The organism is Pseudoalteromonas mucoides (assembly GCF_049257175.1).
Classification (GTDB): domain Bacteria; phylum Pseudomonadota; class Gammaproteobacteria; order Enterobacterales; family Alteromonadaceae; genus Pseudoalteromonas.
The window spans coordinates 128,882-145,491 of sequence record NZ_JBMMUC010000013.1; the positions used below are offsets into that span (position 1 = coordinate 128,882).

General features: G+C 42.5%; 16 protein-coding genes and 1 pseudogene. 5 read left to right on the forward strand and 12 right to left on the reverse strand.

The window, feature by feature from the left end:
• The 11 genes from hflX to cutA all read right to left on the reverse strand — a co-directional run bounded on the left by hflX (window position 1) and on the right by cutA (window position 11,151).
• A complete protein-coding gene (gene hflX / locus AAEU30_RS15035) occupies window positions 1-1,284 on the reverse strand; it encodes a ribosome rescue GTPase HflX (protein WP_421961182.1) in 1,284 nt (427 codons plus the stop codon).
• A gap of 16 nt (window positions 1,285-1,300) precedes the next feature.
• Window positions 1,301-1,567 (reverse strand): RNA chaperone Hfq, encoded by a 267-nt coding sequence (hfq, locus tag AAEU30_RS15040; protein WP_087532705.1) that lies wholly within the window; start codon window positions 1,565-1,567, stop codon window positions 1,301-1,303.
• An 80-nt stretch (window positions 1,568-1,647) separates the two neighbouring features.
• Complete coding sequence (gene miaA / locus AAEU30_RS15045; RefSeq protein WP_421961183.1) at window positions 1,648-2,565, reverse strand: tRNA (adenosine(37)-N6)-dimethylallyltransferase MiaA; 918 nt, start codon at window positions 2,563-2,565, stop codon at window positions 1,648-1,650.
• 10 nt (window positions 2,566-2,575) lie between these two features.
• A complete protein-coding gene (mutL, locus tag AAEU30_RS15050) occupies window positions 2,576-4,414 on the reverse strand; it encodes a DNA mismatch repair endonuclease MutL (protein WP_421961184.1) in 1,839 nt (612 codons plus the stop codon).
• A gap of 16 nt (window positions 4,415-4,430) precedes the next feature.
• Window positions 4,431-5,774 carry an N-acetylmuramoyl-L-alanine amidase gene (locus tag AAEU30_RS15055; protein ID WP_421961223.1) on the reverse strand — a complete coding sequence of 448 codons (1,344 nt, stop codon included), beginning with the start codon at window positions 5,772-5,774 and terminating at the stop codon, window positions 4,431-4,433.
• 28 nt (window positions 5,775-5,802) lie between these two features.
• The gene (gene tsaE / locus AAEU30_RS15060; RefSeq protein ID WP_421961185.1) at window positions 5,803-6,270 is read right to left on the reverse strand and encodes a tRNA (adenosine(37)-N6)-threonylcarbamoyltransferase complex ATPase subunit type 1 TsaE; all 468 of its coding nucleotides are present in this window, start codon (window positions 6,268-6,270) and stop codon (window positions 5,803-5,805) included.
• Between the two features lie 144 nt (window positions 6,271-6,414).
• On the reverse strand, window positions 6,415-7,755 hold the full coding sequence (gene accC, locus AAEU30_RS15065; RefSeq protein WP_256828453.1) for an acetyl-CoA carboxylase biotin carboxylase subunit: 1,341 nt from the start codon (window positions 7,753-7,755) through the stop codon (window positions 6,415-6,417).
• A 26-nt stretch (window positions 7,756-7,781) separates the two neighbouring features.
• Window positions 7,782-8,246: an acetyl-CoA carboxylase biotin carboxyl carrier protein gene (accB, locus tag AAEU30_RS15070; RefSeq protein ID WP_087532711.1), complete on the reverse strand. Its 465-nt coding sequence runs from the start codon at window positions 8,244-8,246 to the stop codon at window positions 7,782-7,784.
• 33 nt (window positions 8,247-8,279) lie between these two features.
• Window positions 8,280-8,732: a type II 3-dehydroquinate dehydratase gene (gene aroQ / locus AAEU30_RS15075; RefSeq protein WP_087532712.1), complete on the reverse strand. Its 453-nt coding sequence runs from the start codon at window positions 8,730-8,732 to the stop codon at window positions 8,280-8,282.
• A gap of 278 nt (window positions 8,733-9,010) precedes the next feature.
• The gene (locus AAEU30_RS15080; protein WP_421961186.1) at window positions 9,011-10,831 is read right to left on the reverse strand and encodes a protein-disulfide reductase DsbD; all 1,821 of its coding nucleotides are present in this window, start codon (window positions 10,829-10,831) and stop codon (window positions 9,011-9,013) included.
• On the reverse strand, window positions 10,831-11,151 hold the full coding sequence (gene cutA / locus AAEU30_RS15085; protein ID WP_421961224.1) for a divalent-cation tolerance protein CutA: 321 nt from the start codon (window positions 11,149-11,151) through the stop codon (window positions 10,831-10,833). The genes AAEU30_RS15080 and cutA overlap by 1 nt, the downstream gene beginning before the upstream one ends.
• Window positions 11,152-11,311: 160 nt before the next feature.
• Here cutA and AAEU30_RS15090 point away from each other — a divergent pair, with 160 nt between their 5' ends.
• The 4 genes from AAEU30_RS15090 (at window position 11,312) to rnk (ending at window position 14,510) form a co-directional block, all read left to right on the forward strand.
• Window positions 11,312-11,788, forward strand: a complete 477-nt coding sequence (locus AAEU30_RS15090; RefSeq protein WP_421961187.1) for an FxsA family protein — start codon at window positions 11,312-11,314, stop codon at window positions 11,786-11,788.
• A gap of 150 nt (window positions 11,789-11,938) precedes the next feature.
• The gene (locus tag AAEU30_RS15095; protein WP_087532715.1) at window positions 11,939-12,226 is read left to right on the forward strand and encodes a co-chaperone GroES; all 288 of its coding nucleotides are present in this window, start codon (window positions 11,939-11,941) and stop codon (window positions 12,224-12,226) included.
• 47 nt (window positions 12,227-12,273) lie between these two features.
• Window positions 12,274-13,923 carry a chaperonin GroEL gene (groL, locus tag AAEU30_RS15100; RefSeq protein WP_087532716.1) on the forward strand — a complete coding sequence of 550 codons (1,650 nt, stop codon included), beginning with the start codon at window positions 12,274-12,276 and terminating at the stop codon, window positions 13,921-13,923.
• Window positions 13,924-14,096: 173 nt separating this feature from the next.
• Complete coding sequence (gene rnk, locus AAEU30_RS15105; protein WP_421961188.1) at window positions 14,097-14,510, forward strand: nucleoside diphosphate kinase regulator; 414 nt, start codon at window positions 14,097-14,099, stop codon at window positions 14,508-14,510.
• A gap of 119 nt (window positions 14,511-14,629) precedes the next feature.
• Here the strand turns inward: rnk and AAEU30_RS15110 are convergent, their stop codons facing one another.
• Window positions 14,630-16,111 carry an NAD(P)H-hydrate dehydratase gene (locus AAEU30_RS15110; protein WP_421961189.1) on the reverse strand — a complete coding sequence of 494 codons (1,482 nt, stop codon included), beginning with the start codon at window positions 16,109-16,111 and terminating at the stop codon, window positions 14,630-14,632.
• Between the two features lie 241 nt (window positions 16,112-16,352).
• Between AAEU30_RS15110 and AAEU30_RS15115 the strand changes: the two are divergent.
• Window positions 16,353-16,541, forward strand: a pseudogene (locus tag AAEU30_RS15115) (VOC family protein); the annotation flags it as partial.
• Window positions 16,542-16,610: the final 69 nt, after the last annotated feature.

Sequence of the window (16,610 nt, forward strand, 5' to 3'; positions counted from 1 at the left end):
TCATAAAATAAATGAGTCGATTTCTGGGCCAAATTCTTTCTTTAATTTGTTCCATTCAACCATTGGCATACGCGTGGTTAATAGCCACTGCCCTTGTTCATCAAAGTCTTCTTCATGCACTGCATTTAAGTTAAATAGCGCGGCGCGTAAACGCCCATACTGCGGTGCAAGTTTAAGTGTGTGTGCGAACATTTTCTTCGCAAGTAACTCACTAATGGCTTCTGACAATAACTCACAGCCTGCCCCACTATGTGCAGACAACCAAACTCTAATTGGCACACCTTCGTCATCACGATCTATACGCGGTGAAACGTCTTCAAGTGCATCAATTTTATTATAAACCAGTAATTGCGGTACTTCATCGGCTTCAATTTCTTTTAACACCGATTGTACCTGTTCTATATTCTCTTTGCGACGCCCATCAGCTACATCGACAACATGCAGCTGTAAATCTGCTTCACGGGTTTCCGTTAATGTCGCTTTGAATGCGGCAACTAAGTCATGGGGTAAATGACGAATAAAGCCAACCGTATCGGCTAATATTACTGAGCCAACATCACCAATTTCGAGCTTACGAAGAGTGGGGTCGAGTGTTGCAAACAACTGATCGGCCGCATAAACATCTGAGTTAGTAATACGATTAAATAACGTAGATTTACCCGCATTAGTATAACCCACTAACGATACGGTCGGTATTTCGTTACGATTACGCGCGCGGCGGCCTTGCTCACGTTGCACTGCCACTTTTTGTAAACGCGCACGGATGCTTTGAATACGCACTCGCAGTAAACGTCTATCGGTTTCGAGCTGAGTTTCACCAGGACCACGTAAACCTATACCGCCTTTTTGGCGCTCAAGGTGAGTCCAGCCTCGAATCAATCGGGTCGACATATGACGCAGTTGCGCCAGCTCAACTTGCAATTTACCCTCATGGGTACGTGCGCGTTGAGCAAATATATCTAAAATAAGGGTCGTTCTATCAAGTACACGACATTGGCAAACGCGTTCTAAATTGCGCTCTTGTGATGGCCTGAGTTGATGGTTGAATATGACGACATCTGCATTGTGGATTTTGACAATCTCAGCTATTTCTTCTGCTTTACCGCTACCGACGAATAGTTTCGGATGTGGTGCTTGACGGCTGCCTTGCACAACCGCCAAACTGCTAACACCAGCAGAAGATACTAACATTTCCAGTTCATGAAGATCTTCACGATCTCCTTCTTGAGGAAAGTCAATATGGACTAAGACTGCCTGTTCGCCGGCTTTATAACGGTCAAACAAGCATTACGCTCCTAATTTAAAAATTTCCAGGTTCAGCCTGCTCTTCACCTTCTTCACTTCCTTGAACACCTTGGAAGTTTACTGCACGAGCAGGAACTACTGTAGAAATTGCATGTTTGTACACCATTTGATTAACGGTGTTTTCTAGTAAAATTACAAATTGGTCAAATGACTGAATCTTACCTTGTAGCTTGATGCCATTTACCAAAAAGATTGATACTGGAATACGCTCACGACGTAGCGCATTCAAAAATGGGTCTTGTAACGATTGGCCTTTTGCCATGTTATTATCCTTCGTTCTAGGTGTTATTATAATTAAGTGGCTGAACTCATTTAACAAAGCTAAAAAATATTCAACTACTACTAGCTTAGCGAACTTACAACACGTTGCAAGTTTTCTTCATCACCCGTAGTTAACCAAGTTACATCGGGCCAGCTTCTCAACCACGTCAATTGACGCTTTGCAAGTTGTCGAGTTGCTGCAATACCGCGAAACACCATGTCATCATAGTCAGTTTCGCCAGCAATGTAATCCCACATTTGTCTATAACCTACACAACGAATAGAAGGTAAGTTTGGGTGTAAATCCTTACGTTGATATAGGGATGAAACTTCTTTTTCAAACCCCTCATCAAGCATTATTTTAAATCTTTGTGCAATACGTTCATGTAAATCAGCCCGATCATCCGGTGCGATAGCAAATTGATGGAACGTATAGGGTAAACTTGGCTGCTTACTTTTTTGCAGCTCCGTCATGGTTTTACCGGTTAAACGATAGACTTCTAAGGCACGGTTAATGCGCTGAGAATCGTTTTCGCTCATTTTTTCTGCCGCTTGTGGGTCTATTTCTGCAAGCTCTTTATAGAGTGCAGGCCAACCATGTTCATTTGCCTGTGCTTCAAGCTCAGCACGTACCTTAGGGCAAGCTTCAGGAAGCGGCGATAAACCATCTATTAGCGATTTAAAATACATCATAGTACCGCCTACCAGCACCGGCACTTTACCTTGTTTATGAAATTGATCAATTTTTTCAATCGCATCACGACGAAAATCTGCCACAGAGTAACTTTGGGCTGGATCAATAATATCAATTAGGTGGTGTGGTGCTAAAGCCAGTTCTTGCGCATTTGGCTTAGCCGTACCAATGTCCATATTTTTATACACTAAGGCTGAATCGACGCTGATTATTTCGGTATTTAAATGCTGACAAAGTTCAATAGCCAGCGCAGTTTTTCCTGCAGCCGTTGGACCCATTAAAAATATGACCGGTAAATTACTCAACGCGTTAACCCTAATCTAACTGTGACAAATAGTGATGTAAGTCTATTTTAACTGCTTTTGCACGCAAACGTTGAATTGTTTGCGGATTATTTTTCATTTGTTGTAACTCGCCTGCAAATGCTTGGCTGGCAAAATAGCGCTCGGGTACATTGCACTGCTGCCAATTAAGCCATTCTTCTATGTTATCGAACTGCTGTTTACTTGCCTCTAGTAGGATATCAATGGCCTGGCTTACATCTAATAAATACAGGCTATGCGGCAACTTTTTTACCATGACAAATTGCTTTTCTATATTTAGCTCAAAACCCAGTAAAGTAAACCACGATTGCTGCTCAGTTAATCTTTGCTGATCCTCTTTACTAATATTGACTCGTACAGGAAGTAATAAAGCTTTGCCTTCAAGGCTTGCTTGTTCTGTAATTTGCTGTTGCCAATAATCAGCTAAAGCATACTTAAAATGCGAGCAATAAAATTGCTGCTGCTGTGTGAAAACACAGCTACCATCTTCTTGCACTATTAGTGAGGTCGTATTAGTGCTGTACTCAGGCGCTGATACTGGCGTTTGCTGTGTCGGTGAGGCAGTCACACTATCAAAATGTGCGGCATGTTGTTCACTCACACCTTGGTAAAATGCATTCACATCATGATGCGAGGTTTTACTTTCTCTTTGCCCAGAGAAGCCACTCGCAGCAGAGCCACCTGCACGCGATGCACCACTAGAATAGCTACCGCCAGATTGGCTCGGTTGCAAAGGCGTTTTTGGGTAATCAAATACATCTGCCTGCTCAACTGGCGGCGCACTTGAAAAGCGCTCAATTGATTGAGCTGGTTGCGATACGTGTGGCGCAACAAAATCATCTTGTAAAGGCACAACCACTTGCTTTATCGCTTGTAAAATAAAGTCATGTACTAAACGCCCTTGATGAAAGCGTACTTCATGTTTTGCCGGGTGCACATTTACATCCACTTGGCGCGGATCAATATCAATATAAATCACAAAACCAGGTAACTCTTCTTGCCCTGCGACTTCTTCAAATGCTTGGCGAATGGCATGTAATATCAGTTTATCGCGCATCATACGATTATTTACATAGGTATATTGCGTGGTATTGCTTGAACCTACAGGTAATACCCAACCATGTAACTGTAATCCTGTATCACCCGATTCAATATACAAGCCTTGCTCGGCAAATGCCTTGCCAGCAACTTGTGCTACGCGTGTAATTGCTTGTGTGGGATCTGTTTTGGCACGATATTGGCGCACAACTTTGTCGTTATGAGTTAGCGTAATCGACACATCAAAGCGGCTTAAAGCAATACGTTTAATGAGCTCATCGATATGATTGAACTCGGTTTTCTCAGTACGTAAAAACTTACGCCGCGCTGGCGTATTAAAAAATAAGTCTTTCACTTCAATGGTGGTGCCATCAGGGTGAGCGGTAGGTTTAACTTGTACCGCCATATCTCGACCCTCAGCAAACGCTTGCCACGCAGCCTCTTGCTCTTTTGTTTTAGAGCTAAGGGTTAACCGCGATACCGAGCTAATTGACGCTAACGCTTCACCACGAAAGCCCAGTGAACATATATTCTCTAAGTCATCGAGGGATTTTAATTTGCTAGTCGCATGGCGTGACAGTGCCAGTGTTAGCTCATCTTTATTAATACCTGAACCATTGTCACGAATACGAATAAGCTTATGACCACCGCGTTCAATATCTATTTGAATACGATTAGCCCCCGCATCCAAACTGTTCTCTACCAACTCTTTTACAACAGACGCAGGGCGTTCAACCACTTCACCCGCAGCAATTTGGTTAGCTAATCGCGCGGGTAATATTTCAATATTCATACTCATCCTAACGATGTTAACTTTGCGGGATATCTAGCTCTTGGCCGATAAATAAAGTATTAGATTTGAGTTTATTAACGCGTTTTAACTGCGTTACAGACACCCCATAACGGCTAGCTAATAAACTTAATGACTCACCGGGTCTCACTTTGTGCTTTGTAGGGTATTGTGATTTTAATGATGCAAATAACGAGTCATCCGGTGGATTTTTTAAATAATAACTCTTAATCGAGGTGAATATTGCTTTTGCTAACTTCTCTTGGTGATTTGCACTTTTAAGTAGTTGCTCTTCACGCGGGTTAGAAATAAACCCCGTTTCAACTAAAATTGATGGAATATCCGGAGACTTCAACACTGCTAAGCTGGCTGCTTGTGGCTCTTTTTTATGTAACTTGGCAACTTTTTTAAGCTCTTGCACCATTTCTTCGGCCACGTTAAAACCGGTCTTCATGGAGTGATCCATCGACATATCAAGCAGCGCTTGGGCCAGGTATTTCTCGCTGGCTGTGTCTTTTATAACACCGGCGGCACCACCAAGTAACTCTGAGTGCTTTTCTTTATCTTCTATCCATTTACCAATTTCAGAATTGGCACGACGTAACGAGAGCACCCACACTGATGCGCCATTAGGGCCTGGGCTGGTAAATGCATCGGCATGGATAGAAACAAAAAAGTCTGCTTTTTTCTCACGGGCTCGACTAGTACGCGTATTGAGGTTTACAAAATAGTCGCTACGGCGGATCATGCGCGAGATCATACCGCGCTCAGCATCTATCATGCGCTCTAAACGTTTTGCTATTTGTAGTGTTATGGTCTTTTCATAAGTACCTGATGGCCCAATGGAACCAGGATCTTCACCACCATGACCGGCATCAATGGCAATCACAATGTCGCGTTGCTTACTTAATTCACGCTTTTTCACTGCAGCATTACTACTTTTAGCCACAGGTTTTGCTTGTTCTTTGTCGTAAAGGTCGACCACTAAACGGTTTTTATAAGGCCCTGTTGGGGCCAAAGCAAATAATACAGGTTTAACAGCCCCGGTTAACTCAAATACAAACCGTACGCCTTTACTATTTTTAGCTTTGGAGTAGCGCAGTTTACTGACAATTTGATGTTTTTTAGGAATGCTAGGCAGGTCTTTAATCTTATTAGTATTTTCTAAATCAACCACGAGACGTAATGGATTCTTCAGCATAAAGTAGCTAAAGTCTGGTTTGTCAGCTAAATCAAAAACAACACGAGTGCTATCAGGCGACGGCCACACACGCACACTGTTAATCGTGTTCTGTGCAACAACGCCTTGGCTTATTGCAAATAACAAACAAGCACACACCCACTTAACGACTACTCGACTCATCTGATCCATTACACCTTTAATTATATTTTTAATCTCGAGTTAACTGCTCTACGACTGCTTTGCCACGTTGACTCACGCTGCAAATTTCAATTTCACGGGCCTCACCAACATAGCGCATAGTAATGTCTAAGTCAGGAACGGGTATAAACTCTCCGCCTTTCTCAGGCCATTCAACAACACAAATAGCATCCTTTGAAAAATAGTCACGGATACCCATATATTCTAGCTCTTCTGGATCACCTAGCCGATATAAATCAAAATGATAGACATTGGCTGCTGCTAATTCGTAAGGTTCAACTAATGTATAGGTCGGACTCTTAACCTTACCTTGATGACCAAACCCTTGCACTATACCGCGAGTTAATGTGGTTTTTCCGGCACCTAAATCACCATGCAAATATATTACCGCACCTTGCTCAGTTAAAGTTGCAAGCTTATTACCCATTGCGACCGTTGCTGCTTCATCAGCGAGTTGAAAACCAACACTCTGGGCCATTATTACCTCATGAAAAACAAATAAATCATTACTGTATTAATCATACCAGATTATTTTTGTATCGCGAATACAGAGCCACAGTTCGTTAGAGCTAAAAAAACCGGCAAAGTTGCCGGTTTTTTAAATTATTAGCTTTATAAGTGCTTATAAACCTAATTTCTTCTCAAGATAGTGGATATTAGTTCCACCATTTTGGAAGTTCTCATCTGCCAAGATTTTCTTATGCAGTGGCGTATTCGTTTTAATGCCGTCAATTACTAACTCATTTAATGCATTACGTGCACGAGCAATCGCTACATCACGATTTTCACCGTAAGTAATGAGCTTGCCAATCATTGAGTCATAATGTGGTGGCACACTATAATCAGCATAAATATGGCTATCCCAACGAATACCTAAACCACCAGCAGGGTGGAAGCGAGTAATTTTACCCGGTGAAGGAATAAACGTTTCAGGATCTTCTGCATTGATACGACATTCAATAGCGTGACCACGAATAACTACATCATCTTGCGTGAATGACAGCGGTTGACCAGCAGCAATTTTTAACTGCTCTTTAATTAAATCAACGCCACTAACCATTTCAGTTACAGGGTGCTCAACCTGAATACGGGTATTCATCTCGATGAAATAGAACTCGCCGTTTTCATATAAGAACTCAAACGTACCAGCACCGCGATAACCAATTTCGATACATGCACGCGTACAGCGTTCACCAATGAACTTACGTACTTCAGCAGTGATACCTGGCGCTGGCGCTTCTTCAACTACTTTTTGGTGACGACGCTGCATTGAACAGTCACGCTCACCTAAGTGAACCGCATTGCCTTGGCCATCTGCAAGTACTTGGATTTCGATATGACGTGGGTTTTCAAGGAATTTCTCCATGTAAACCATGCTATTACCGAAGAACTGTTTTGCTTCTTGCTGAGTAAGTGCGATTGAATCGATAAGCTCTGATTCATTACGTACAACACGCATACCACGACCACCGCCGCCACCGGCCGCTTTGATGATTACCGGGTAACCGATACGCTTAGCGATTTGCATATTGCGTTCTTTGTCATCTGATACTGGACCGTCAGAACCTGGAACACACGGTACACCCGCTTTACGCATAGCGTTGATTGCAGATACTTTATCGCCCATTAAGCGAATGGTATCGCCCTTAGGACCAATAAATACAAAACCGCTTTGTTCAACTTGGTCAGCAAAATCTGCATTTTCAGCAAGGAAGCCGTAACCAGGGTGAATAGCAACCGCATCGGTCACTTCAGCTGCCGCAATAATACGCGGAATATCTAAGTAACTTTCAGTGGCTGAAGGTCTACCGATACAGATGGTTTCATCTGCTAATAATACGTGCTTAAGATCGCGATCCGCCGTTGAATGCACAGCAACCGTTTTGATCCCAAGCTCTTTGCAGGCGCGCAATATACGAAGTGCAATTTCACCCCGATTTGCAATGACTACTTTATCTAACATGAGAGTTGGCCTCTAAGGTTGCGCTATTATTCAATGATGAATAAAGGTTGATCAAATTCTACTGGCTCACCATTTTCAACTAAAATAGCTTTCACTGTACCAGCTTTATCTGCTTCAATTTGGTTCATCATCTTCATCGCTTCGATGATACAAAGTGTGTCGCCTACTTTAACTTGCGTGCCTACTTCTACGTATGCCGGCGCTTCAGGAGAAGCTGCTGCATAGAAAGACCCTACCATTGGCGATAATACTTGATGACCTGTTGGTGCTGCTGGCGCTGCTGCTTCAGCGGCTGCAACTGGAGCCGCAGGTGCTGGCGCCGCTGCTGGAGCTGGTGCGTACTGAGGAGCATATTGTGGAGCGTAAGCAGGGCCTGCGCTCATGTTATTACGGTTAATACGTACTGACTCTTCACCTTCAGTGATTTCTAACTCAGCAATACCTGATTCTTCTACTAGTTCAATTAGTTTTTTGATCTTGCGAATATCCATGAACGACCCGCCTTCTAGTTTGTGTGTTTAAAATTAATTTGAGTTTTGCAACCGGTTAACAGCAGCTTCTAACGCTGCGCGGTAACCCATTGCACCTAATCCACATATCACGCCTTGCGCCACATCAGAAAAATACGAATGATGGCGAAACGCTTCCCGTGCATGCACATTGGTTAAATGCACTTCATAAAACGGGATATCAACACTCAGTAATGCATCACGTAAAGCCACGCTTGTATGCGTAAATGCAGCTGGGTTGATAATGATGTAATCAATAGCCTGCCATGCACTGTGTATGTGCTCAATTAAAGCTTGCTCACTATTACTTTGAAAATGCGTTAACTCAACATCTAGACCATGGGCTGCACTGGTTAGTTCGCTCATAATCTCAGCCAGGGTTTGCGAACCATATTTCTCTGGTTCTCGCTTACCAAGCATATTCAAGTTGGGGCCATTTATAACTAAAAGCTTAAATTTTGCAGCCATAATACGCGATAATCCTATAAATAATGAGTTAAGCCGTTTTGATTAGAAATCCCACCACAACGTAGGGGATAAAATCTAAAATAGCAAGTATTTCTCACGTTAACCACCTATTATAGCTAGTTCGATGTAAATAGCAGCAAAATACTGGTCTAATGACTATAATGAGGCGCAAAGTTGCGAGGATAAAGGCGGGAGCTAAAAATAGCTTATTATAAAAAGTGATTTAGCCACAATTAGATTCATATCTCAATCAAATTGTGGCTAACTTTCTTAGTCGCTTATTGGCGAACTTCAGCTAAGTGCTGCGCAAAGTCGTCAGCATTTAAAAAGCCAGTAACACGCTGAGCTGCTAATTCTTCACCTTGAGTGTTAAAAAACAGAATACTTGGTAAACCAAATACAGTGTATTCCTCCATAACTTCAATGGTGGTTTCATCACTTTCGGTAAGATCTATTTTAAGTAACTCAAAATGGGCAAATTCATTTTGTACGCTTGGCTCTGGAAAGGTGTATTTTTCAAACTCTTTACAGGCAACACACCATTCAGCATACAGATCAACCATCACCAAGCGGCCTTCATCGTTTGCTTCACTTATCGCTTGCTTAAGCTCGGCTAAGTTAGCAACTAATTTAAACTGATGGCTTTGCGACTGTCCTGCACTAGCATTAACAACATTCGAGGTTGGCCAAATATAGTTTTTAGTTAAATTTGCACCTGCAATCACCAACAAGGTTGCAGCAAACCACAGTGCCGTTTTTAGCTTGCCTTGATTTTGGCCACTTTGCCAATGATGTAAATAAAGCGCCGTTGCCAATGCTAATAAGCCTGCCATTAATAGTATGATGTCAAAATCAACAATACGCTCTAGCAATATTAGCGGCACAACTAGCATAATAAAACCAAATAAGGTTTTAACTTGCTCCATCCAACCACCCGCTTTTGGCAGTAATTTACCGCCAGAAGTACCTAACAGCAATAATGGTATGCCCATTCCAAGACTTAAAACATAAAGCGTTAAACCGCCAACTAAGTAGTCACCACTTTGCGCAACAAATAATAAAGCAGCAGATAATGGTGCTGTAGTACAAGGAGAGGCAATCAAACCAGACAATACCCCCATCAAAAATACACCAATATAATTGCCGCCTTTTTGATTGTTGCTCACTTGAGTGAGCTTATTCATCATGGAGCTTGGTAGTTTGATTTCGTACCAACCAAACATCGACATGGCTAACAACACAAATAACAAACTAAAGCTGATCAAAACATAAGGGTGCTGTAAGTAGCCCTGCACTTGCCCACCTAACGATGCAACAACTAAACCCAGTGCCGCATAGGTGACCGCCATGCCTTGAATATAAACAAACGATAAAGCAAACGCTTTTTTGGTTGATAGGTTTTTTTGACCGGCAATTAAACTCGATAAAATAGGAAACATAGGAAATACACACGGTGTAAAGGCAAGGCCTATTCCTACTAAAAAGAAAATAACTAAATTAGCCAACAAGCCTTGTGATGCCAATTTTTCGGTAAAATTTTGTTCTGTTTCAGCTGGCTCACTTTGCTCAGGAGCCGTGTTAGCGGACTCTGCCGCCTCACTGTTAAGTGCAGCAAATGCATTGGCAGTATCTGTGGTGGTGTTTTGCTTAGGAGTTTGCCCTGCAATCACACTTAGTGGAATCGTAATTATTTCTGGTGGATAACACAGCCCTGCTTCGGCGCAGCCTTGGTAACGAACTTTAACGACTCCCTGCTGCGCAACATTACTTAATTTACTTACCACGCTAAATGAGTCGAAGAAAACTTCTGTTTTACCAAAGAACTCATCTTCAATCACTACCCCTTCACCAAACTCCGGGACTTTGATATCAGCATCTTTAGCAATGATTTCAAGTTTCTTTTTATAAAGGTAATAACCAGGAGCGATATCCCAGCCAATAAATAAAGTACTACCTTGCTGATCAAAATCAAAAGCAAAGGCTTGATCAACGGGTAAAAAAGTTTGCTCTGCTGGCTGTAATAAATCATTCAATAAACTATTATTTGCTTGTGCAGGAAAAAGCCAAAGCGCAGATAGCAATAAAAAAAGAAACCGCATTAATTAAGTACCTCATCCATCCAATTAAAATAGGCTAAATTACCCGTTGATACATCTACCACTTGAACTTCAGGAACCTCATAACTATGTAATTGTTTAATAGTTTGGATAACTTGGTTCATTTTTTCAGACTTAGTTTTAATAAGCAGCTTGCATTCTGTGGCCTGCGTTACCTCACCTTCCCACATATAAACAGACTCTACATTTGGAAGAATACTGACACATGCAGCCAGTTTTTGGCTCACCAATTGTTCAGCCATTGCACGCGCTTCACTTGCATTTGCGCAAGTAGTAAAAACAAGTCGAAAATGAGTCGTCATCATATTGAACCTTTAGTTGTTTGTTCTGCCCAACTCATAGTAGCTGATAGCTAAACTAAAGTGTAGCCATGTGCATGACTGCACTACTATTGAAAAAAGACCTGATAGCCCATATTTATATTTCATCACGATGTTACGTGAGCACTATTTAGAGAGCTTTATGTTTAGATTTTTATTTTTGTTATTTATTCTCGTGCCGATCATTGAAATCGCACTGCTAATTCAAGTGGCCGATGTTATTGGTGGCTTTGCAACCATTGCACTGGTTATTTTAACCGCCATTTTTGGTGCAAAACTTGTTCGACAGCAAGGCATGGGCGCACTGCAAAACGTGCAAACGCAAATGGCCCAAGGGCAAATGCCAGCCAAAGAATTATTTACCGGATTATGCGTAATTATCGCCGGTATCTTATTACTCACCCCAGGCATTATGACTGACGTATTTGGCTTTTTACTACTCACTCCGGCTATTCGCAATAAGCTAGCCGCAGGCCTTGCTAGTCAAGCAACTGTTCGTATGAGTGCTGGTATGCAACAAGGCCCTTCGCCATTTACGCAACAGACTCAGCAAGAGCCTGAACCGCGTAAAATGAGCGAGCCAACTACGATTGATGGTGAATACGAGAGAAAAGATTAAAATTTTTATTTTTTTCTCTTGGATTTTTCCGCATTACCCCCATTACTGAGTACAACTAATCCAAGGCAGTTAAATCAAACTATTTAATTGCCTTGGTACACACAAAACTTTTTTCTGTCCTGTTCAGAAACTGTTAGGAGAACTAAACAAATGAACATTCGTCCTTTACATGATCGCGTGATCGTTAAGCGTCTAGAAGAAGAAACCAAGTCTGCTGGCGGTATTGTATTAACTGGCTCTGCTGCTGAGAAATCAACGCGCGGAGAAGTTGTCGCTGTTGGTAATGGCCGTACTCTAGATAACGGTGATGTGAGAGCATTAGAAGTTAAAGTCGGTGACACTGTGTTATTCGGCTCATATGTTGAAAAAGCTGAAAAGATCGAAGGTGAAGAATACCTGATCATGCGTGAAGACAACATTTTAGGCATTGTAGGCTAAACCTACTTTTCGTTTAACAAACATTTAAGAATTTAGAGGAAAAAATCATGGCAGCAAAAGAAGTACTTTTTGCAAGTGACGCACGCGCTAAAATGCTAGCTGGCGTAAACATCTTAGCAAACGCAGTTCGTGTAACTTTAGGCCCTAAAGGTCGTAACGTAGTATTAGACAAATCATTTGGCGCTCCAGTGATCACTAAAGATGGTGTATCAGTGGCAAAAGAGATCGAACTTGAAGACAAGTTTGAAAACATGGGCGCACAAATGGTGAAAGAAGTTGCATCTAAAGCAAATGATGCAGCCGGTGACGGTACAACTACCGCTACAGTTTTAGCACAATCTATTGTAAATGAAGGCCTAAAAGCAGTTGCTGCAGGCATGAACCCAATGGATCTTAAGCGCGGTATTGATAAAGCAATCATCGCAGCTGTTGCAGAGCTTAAAGAACTTTCAGTACCATGTGCTGACACTAAAGCAATTGCTCAAGTAGGTACTATTTCAGCTAACTCTGATAAAGAGATTGGCGACATCATCGCAGAAGCGATGGAAAAAGTAGGCCGTAACACAGGTGTTATCACTGTTGAAGAAGGCCAATCACTTGAGAACGAACTTGATGTTGTAGAAGGCATGCAGTTTGACCGTGGTTACCTATCTCCATATTTCATCAACAACGCTGAAAAAGGCGCGGTTGAACTAGATAACCCATTCATTCTACTTGTAGACAAAAAAGTATCAAACATCCGTGAGTTACTACCTACATTAGAAGCCGTTGCTAAAGCAAGCAAACCACTTCTTATCATTGCTGAAGACCTTGAAGGTGAAGCACTAGCAACACTTGTTGTAAACAACATGCGCGGTATTGTTAAAGTATCAGCTGTTAAAGCACCTGGTTTTGGCGACCGTCGTAAAGCAATGCTACAAGATATCGCAGTATTAACTGGCGGTACTGTTATCTCTGAAGAAATCGGCCTTGAGCTTGAAAAAGCAACAATCGAAGACTTAGGTACAGCTAAGCGCGTAGTAATCACTAAAGATGATACAACTATCATCGACGGTGCTGGCGAAGAAGATGGCATCAACGGTCGTGTTTCACAAATCAAAGCACAAATCGAAGAAGCAACGTCTGACTACGACAAAGAGAAACTACAAGAGCGTATGGCAAAACTTGCTGGCGGTGTTGCAGTAATCAAAGTTGGCGCAGCGACTGAAATCGAAATGAAAGAGAAAAAAGACCGCGTTGAAGATGCACTTCATGCAACTCGCGCAGCGGTTGAAGAAGGCGTAGTACCGGGTGGCGGTGTTGCACTAGTACGTGCGGCTAGCAAACTAGCTGCACTAGTAGGCGACAACGAAGACCAAAGCCACGGTATTAAAGTAGCACTTCGCGCTATGGAAGCGCCACTTCGTCAAATCGTGACTAACGCAGGTGACGAAGCGTCTGTAGTAATTAACGCAGTTAAAGGCGGCGAAGGTAACTACGGTTACAATGCAGCATCTGGCGAATACAACGATATGCTTGAAATGGGTATCCTAGATCCAACTAAAGTAACGCGCTCTGCACTACAATTTGCAGGTTCGATTGCGGGTCTTATGATCACCACTGAAGCCATGGTTGCTGAAATCCCAAAAGATGAGCCAGCTGGTGCCCCTGATATGGGTGGCATGGGCGGAATGGGTGGCATGGGCGGCATGATGTAAAATCATCCCCCTCCTAGCTCAATTAAAAACCCAGCTTCGGCTGGGTTTTTAGCATTATGGGCAAAGATAAAATTCACAAATAAAATAACTCCAGCTTGTTGCAGTACTTGAGCTTAGTAGTAAACCATACTCAGAGTTAATTTTATTTATACAACCTTGTTAGGGATATTGAAATGAATAAAAAACCTGAACTAATTATCTCGTCACTAGATGCAGATAGATTGTATGAATTAATGGAATCATTACCAGCAGGTAGTTTCGCTGGCGAAAAAGAACTTGAAGCTGAACTGGGTCGCGCAACTATAGTCGAGCCAAAAGATATGCCTTCAACTGTGGTAACTATGAATTCGACGGTAAACTTTATCGTTGAATCGACTCAAGAAGAATTCACCAAGACCTTAGTGTACCCAAAAAATGCTGATGCGAATGACGATAAGATATCAATTTTAGCGCCAGTAGGAAGTGCTCTACTTGGTTTGTCACAAGGTGATGAAATTGAGTGGCCTAAACCTAATGGCGGAGTGATAAAAGTAAAAATAAAGGCAGTAACCTATCAACCAGAAAGAGTTGGCGAGTTACATCGCTAACAGTTAGCAGTATTAAAAACCCAGTGAAAGCTGGGTTTTTGCGTATTATAGCTTTCAGTTTTTAGCTGTCAGCTATCAAAAACTGACGGCTGACGGCTGACGGCTGACGGCTGACGGCTTTAGTTTACCAACTCTCTAACTATTGCAAATAGGTCGCTCGGTAACATACCTCGTTCGCCGTCGCGCTGTGCGGCTATATCTCCGGCTTTTGCATGCAAGGTCACACCTAAACACGCAGCTTGCTCAGTCGTTAGTCCTTGTGCGATAAGGCCAGCAATAATGCCAGTAAGTACATCACCGCTGCCGCCGACCGCTAATGCAGGGTTGCCATCAGTGCATACCCACGCTTTAGTGTCATTAGCGATAATACTACCCGCTCCCTTGAGTACACAGGTCGTTGAATATGTTTCTGCCAATTTGCGTGCACTACGATAACGCTCTGACTCAATATCACTAACGGCGCAATCAAGTAGCCGTGCGGCTTCCCCTGGGTGCGGTGTGAACACCGTGTTTTTCAGTACAATAGGCGCTGATTGCTGAGCAATAAGGTTTAATGCGTCGGCGTCGACTACTATTGCTTTATTGTGGGCAACACAGTGTTGAATAACCGTTTCAAAAATAGATTGTGACCATGAATCTTGGCCAAGACCAGGGCCAATCGCTATGCATGTTGCCCACTCTAATGCTGCGTTAAGATCGGTGGTAGTCACCATCAACTCAGGTCGACCTATACTGATAGCCAATACAGAGTCTGCGTGCGTATACACCTTAACCATACCTGCGCCGGTACGAAGCGCGGCCTCGCTAGTTAACCGTATTGCACCGGCAGTGCCCGCATTACCGCCAACACACAGTAATTTGCCATGGCTGCCTTTGTGACTGTTGCTTTGTCGCTTAGCTAAGCCTTGAGTGGTGTCATAATTTATAAGCTCTGCACTGGGTGTGGCCAGCTGGGTAAACGCTTGCCCAACGCCTAAATCTGTAAATTCACATTTACCTGTATATGCTCTGCCCTCGCCCGTCACTAAGCCTTGCTTTATCCCAACAAAAGTAACAGTAACAGCAGCTTGAATAGCAATACCTTGTACAACGCCACTGTCAGCATCAATGCCCGAAGGTAAATCAATCGCAACAATTGGTAAAGGGCTATCGTTTGCCGTTTGTATTAGCTTAGTAAAAGGATCTCGCACTTTACTTTTAAGGCCAGTGCCTAATAAACCATCAATAATAATGTCAGCAGCTTTTATTATTAGCGGGTCATAATTTGATATTTCACCACCAACAGCTAACCAGGCTTTTTGCGCTGTTAGCGCGTCACCTGTTAAAGGCTTATCTGGCGCCGCAGCAATTATCGTAACGTGTTTACCAGCTTGTTTTGCAAGGCTTGCAACAATATAGCCATCACCCGCATTATTGCCTACGCCAACTAAAACAACATAATTTTGAGCGTGTGGGTAGTGTTTAATCACCTGCTCAAACACTGCCTTACCTGCACGCTCCATCAGCGTATACATAGACACAGCGCTTTGCTCTGCTGCATTAGGTTCGTGTGTGCGTACTTGCTCAGCGCTAAATACACATTGGAGTAAGTTAGCTGACATGTTCAACCTTAATTGTGGTTTTTTTACCAGCATATAAGTGGTGACAATAGCAGTCAATAGTTGGCAAAATCAGCCTTATTGTCATGACACTGTCTTTTGTCCTCTGATGAATTGGTATTATCTGATAAAAAGCCATACACAGTTATTACTCCGTAAAGTAAGCCAATGCCCAATATCAAACAACACATAGGAAACGTCGCGTTAGTGGTCGAAAACTACGATAACGCCACAGCAATTAGACTCTGTAGGCAATCAATCTGGCGGCCGTGTGTTTTTATTTTTGCACACCAATGACTTTTGGCGTGATTATAAAGTGATGCAACAACAAGGTGTTAAATTTAACGAACAACCCCGTGAAGAAGCCTACGGCACTGTGGTGGTATTTGAAGATTTATACGGCAACAAATGGGATTTGTTACAGTTGAATTAAACAAACTCGATAAGAGGTTATTTGTCGCGATAAATCACGAGCTATATAATTAACAACAGCTATTAACTT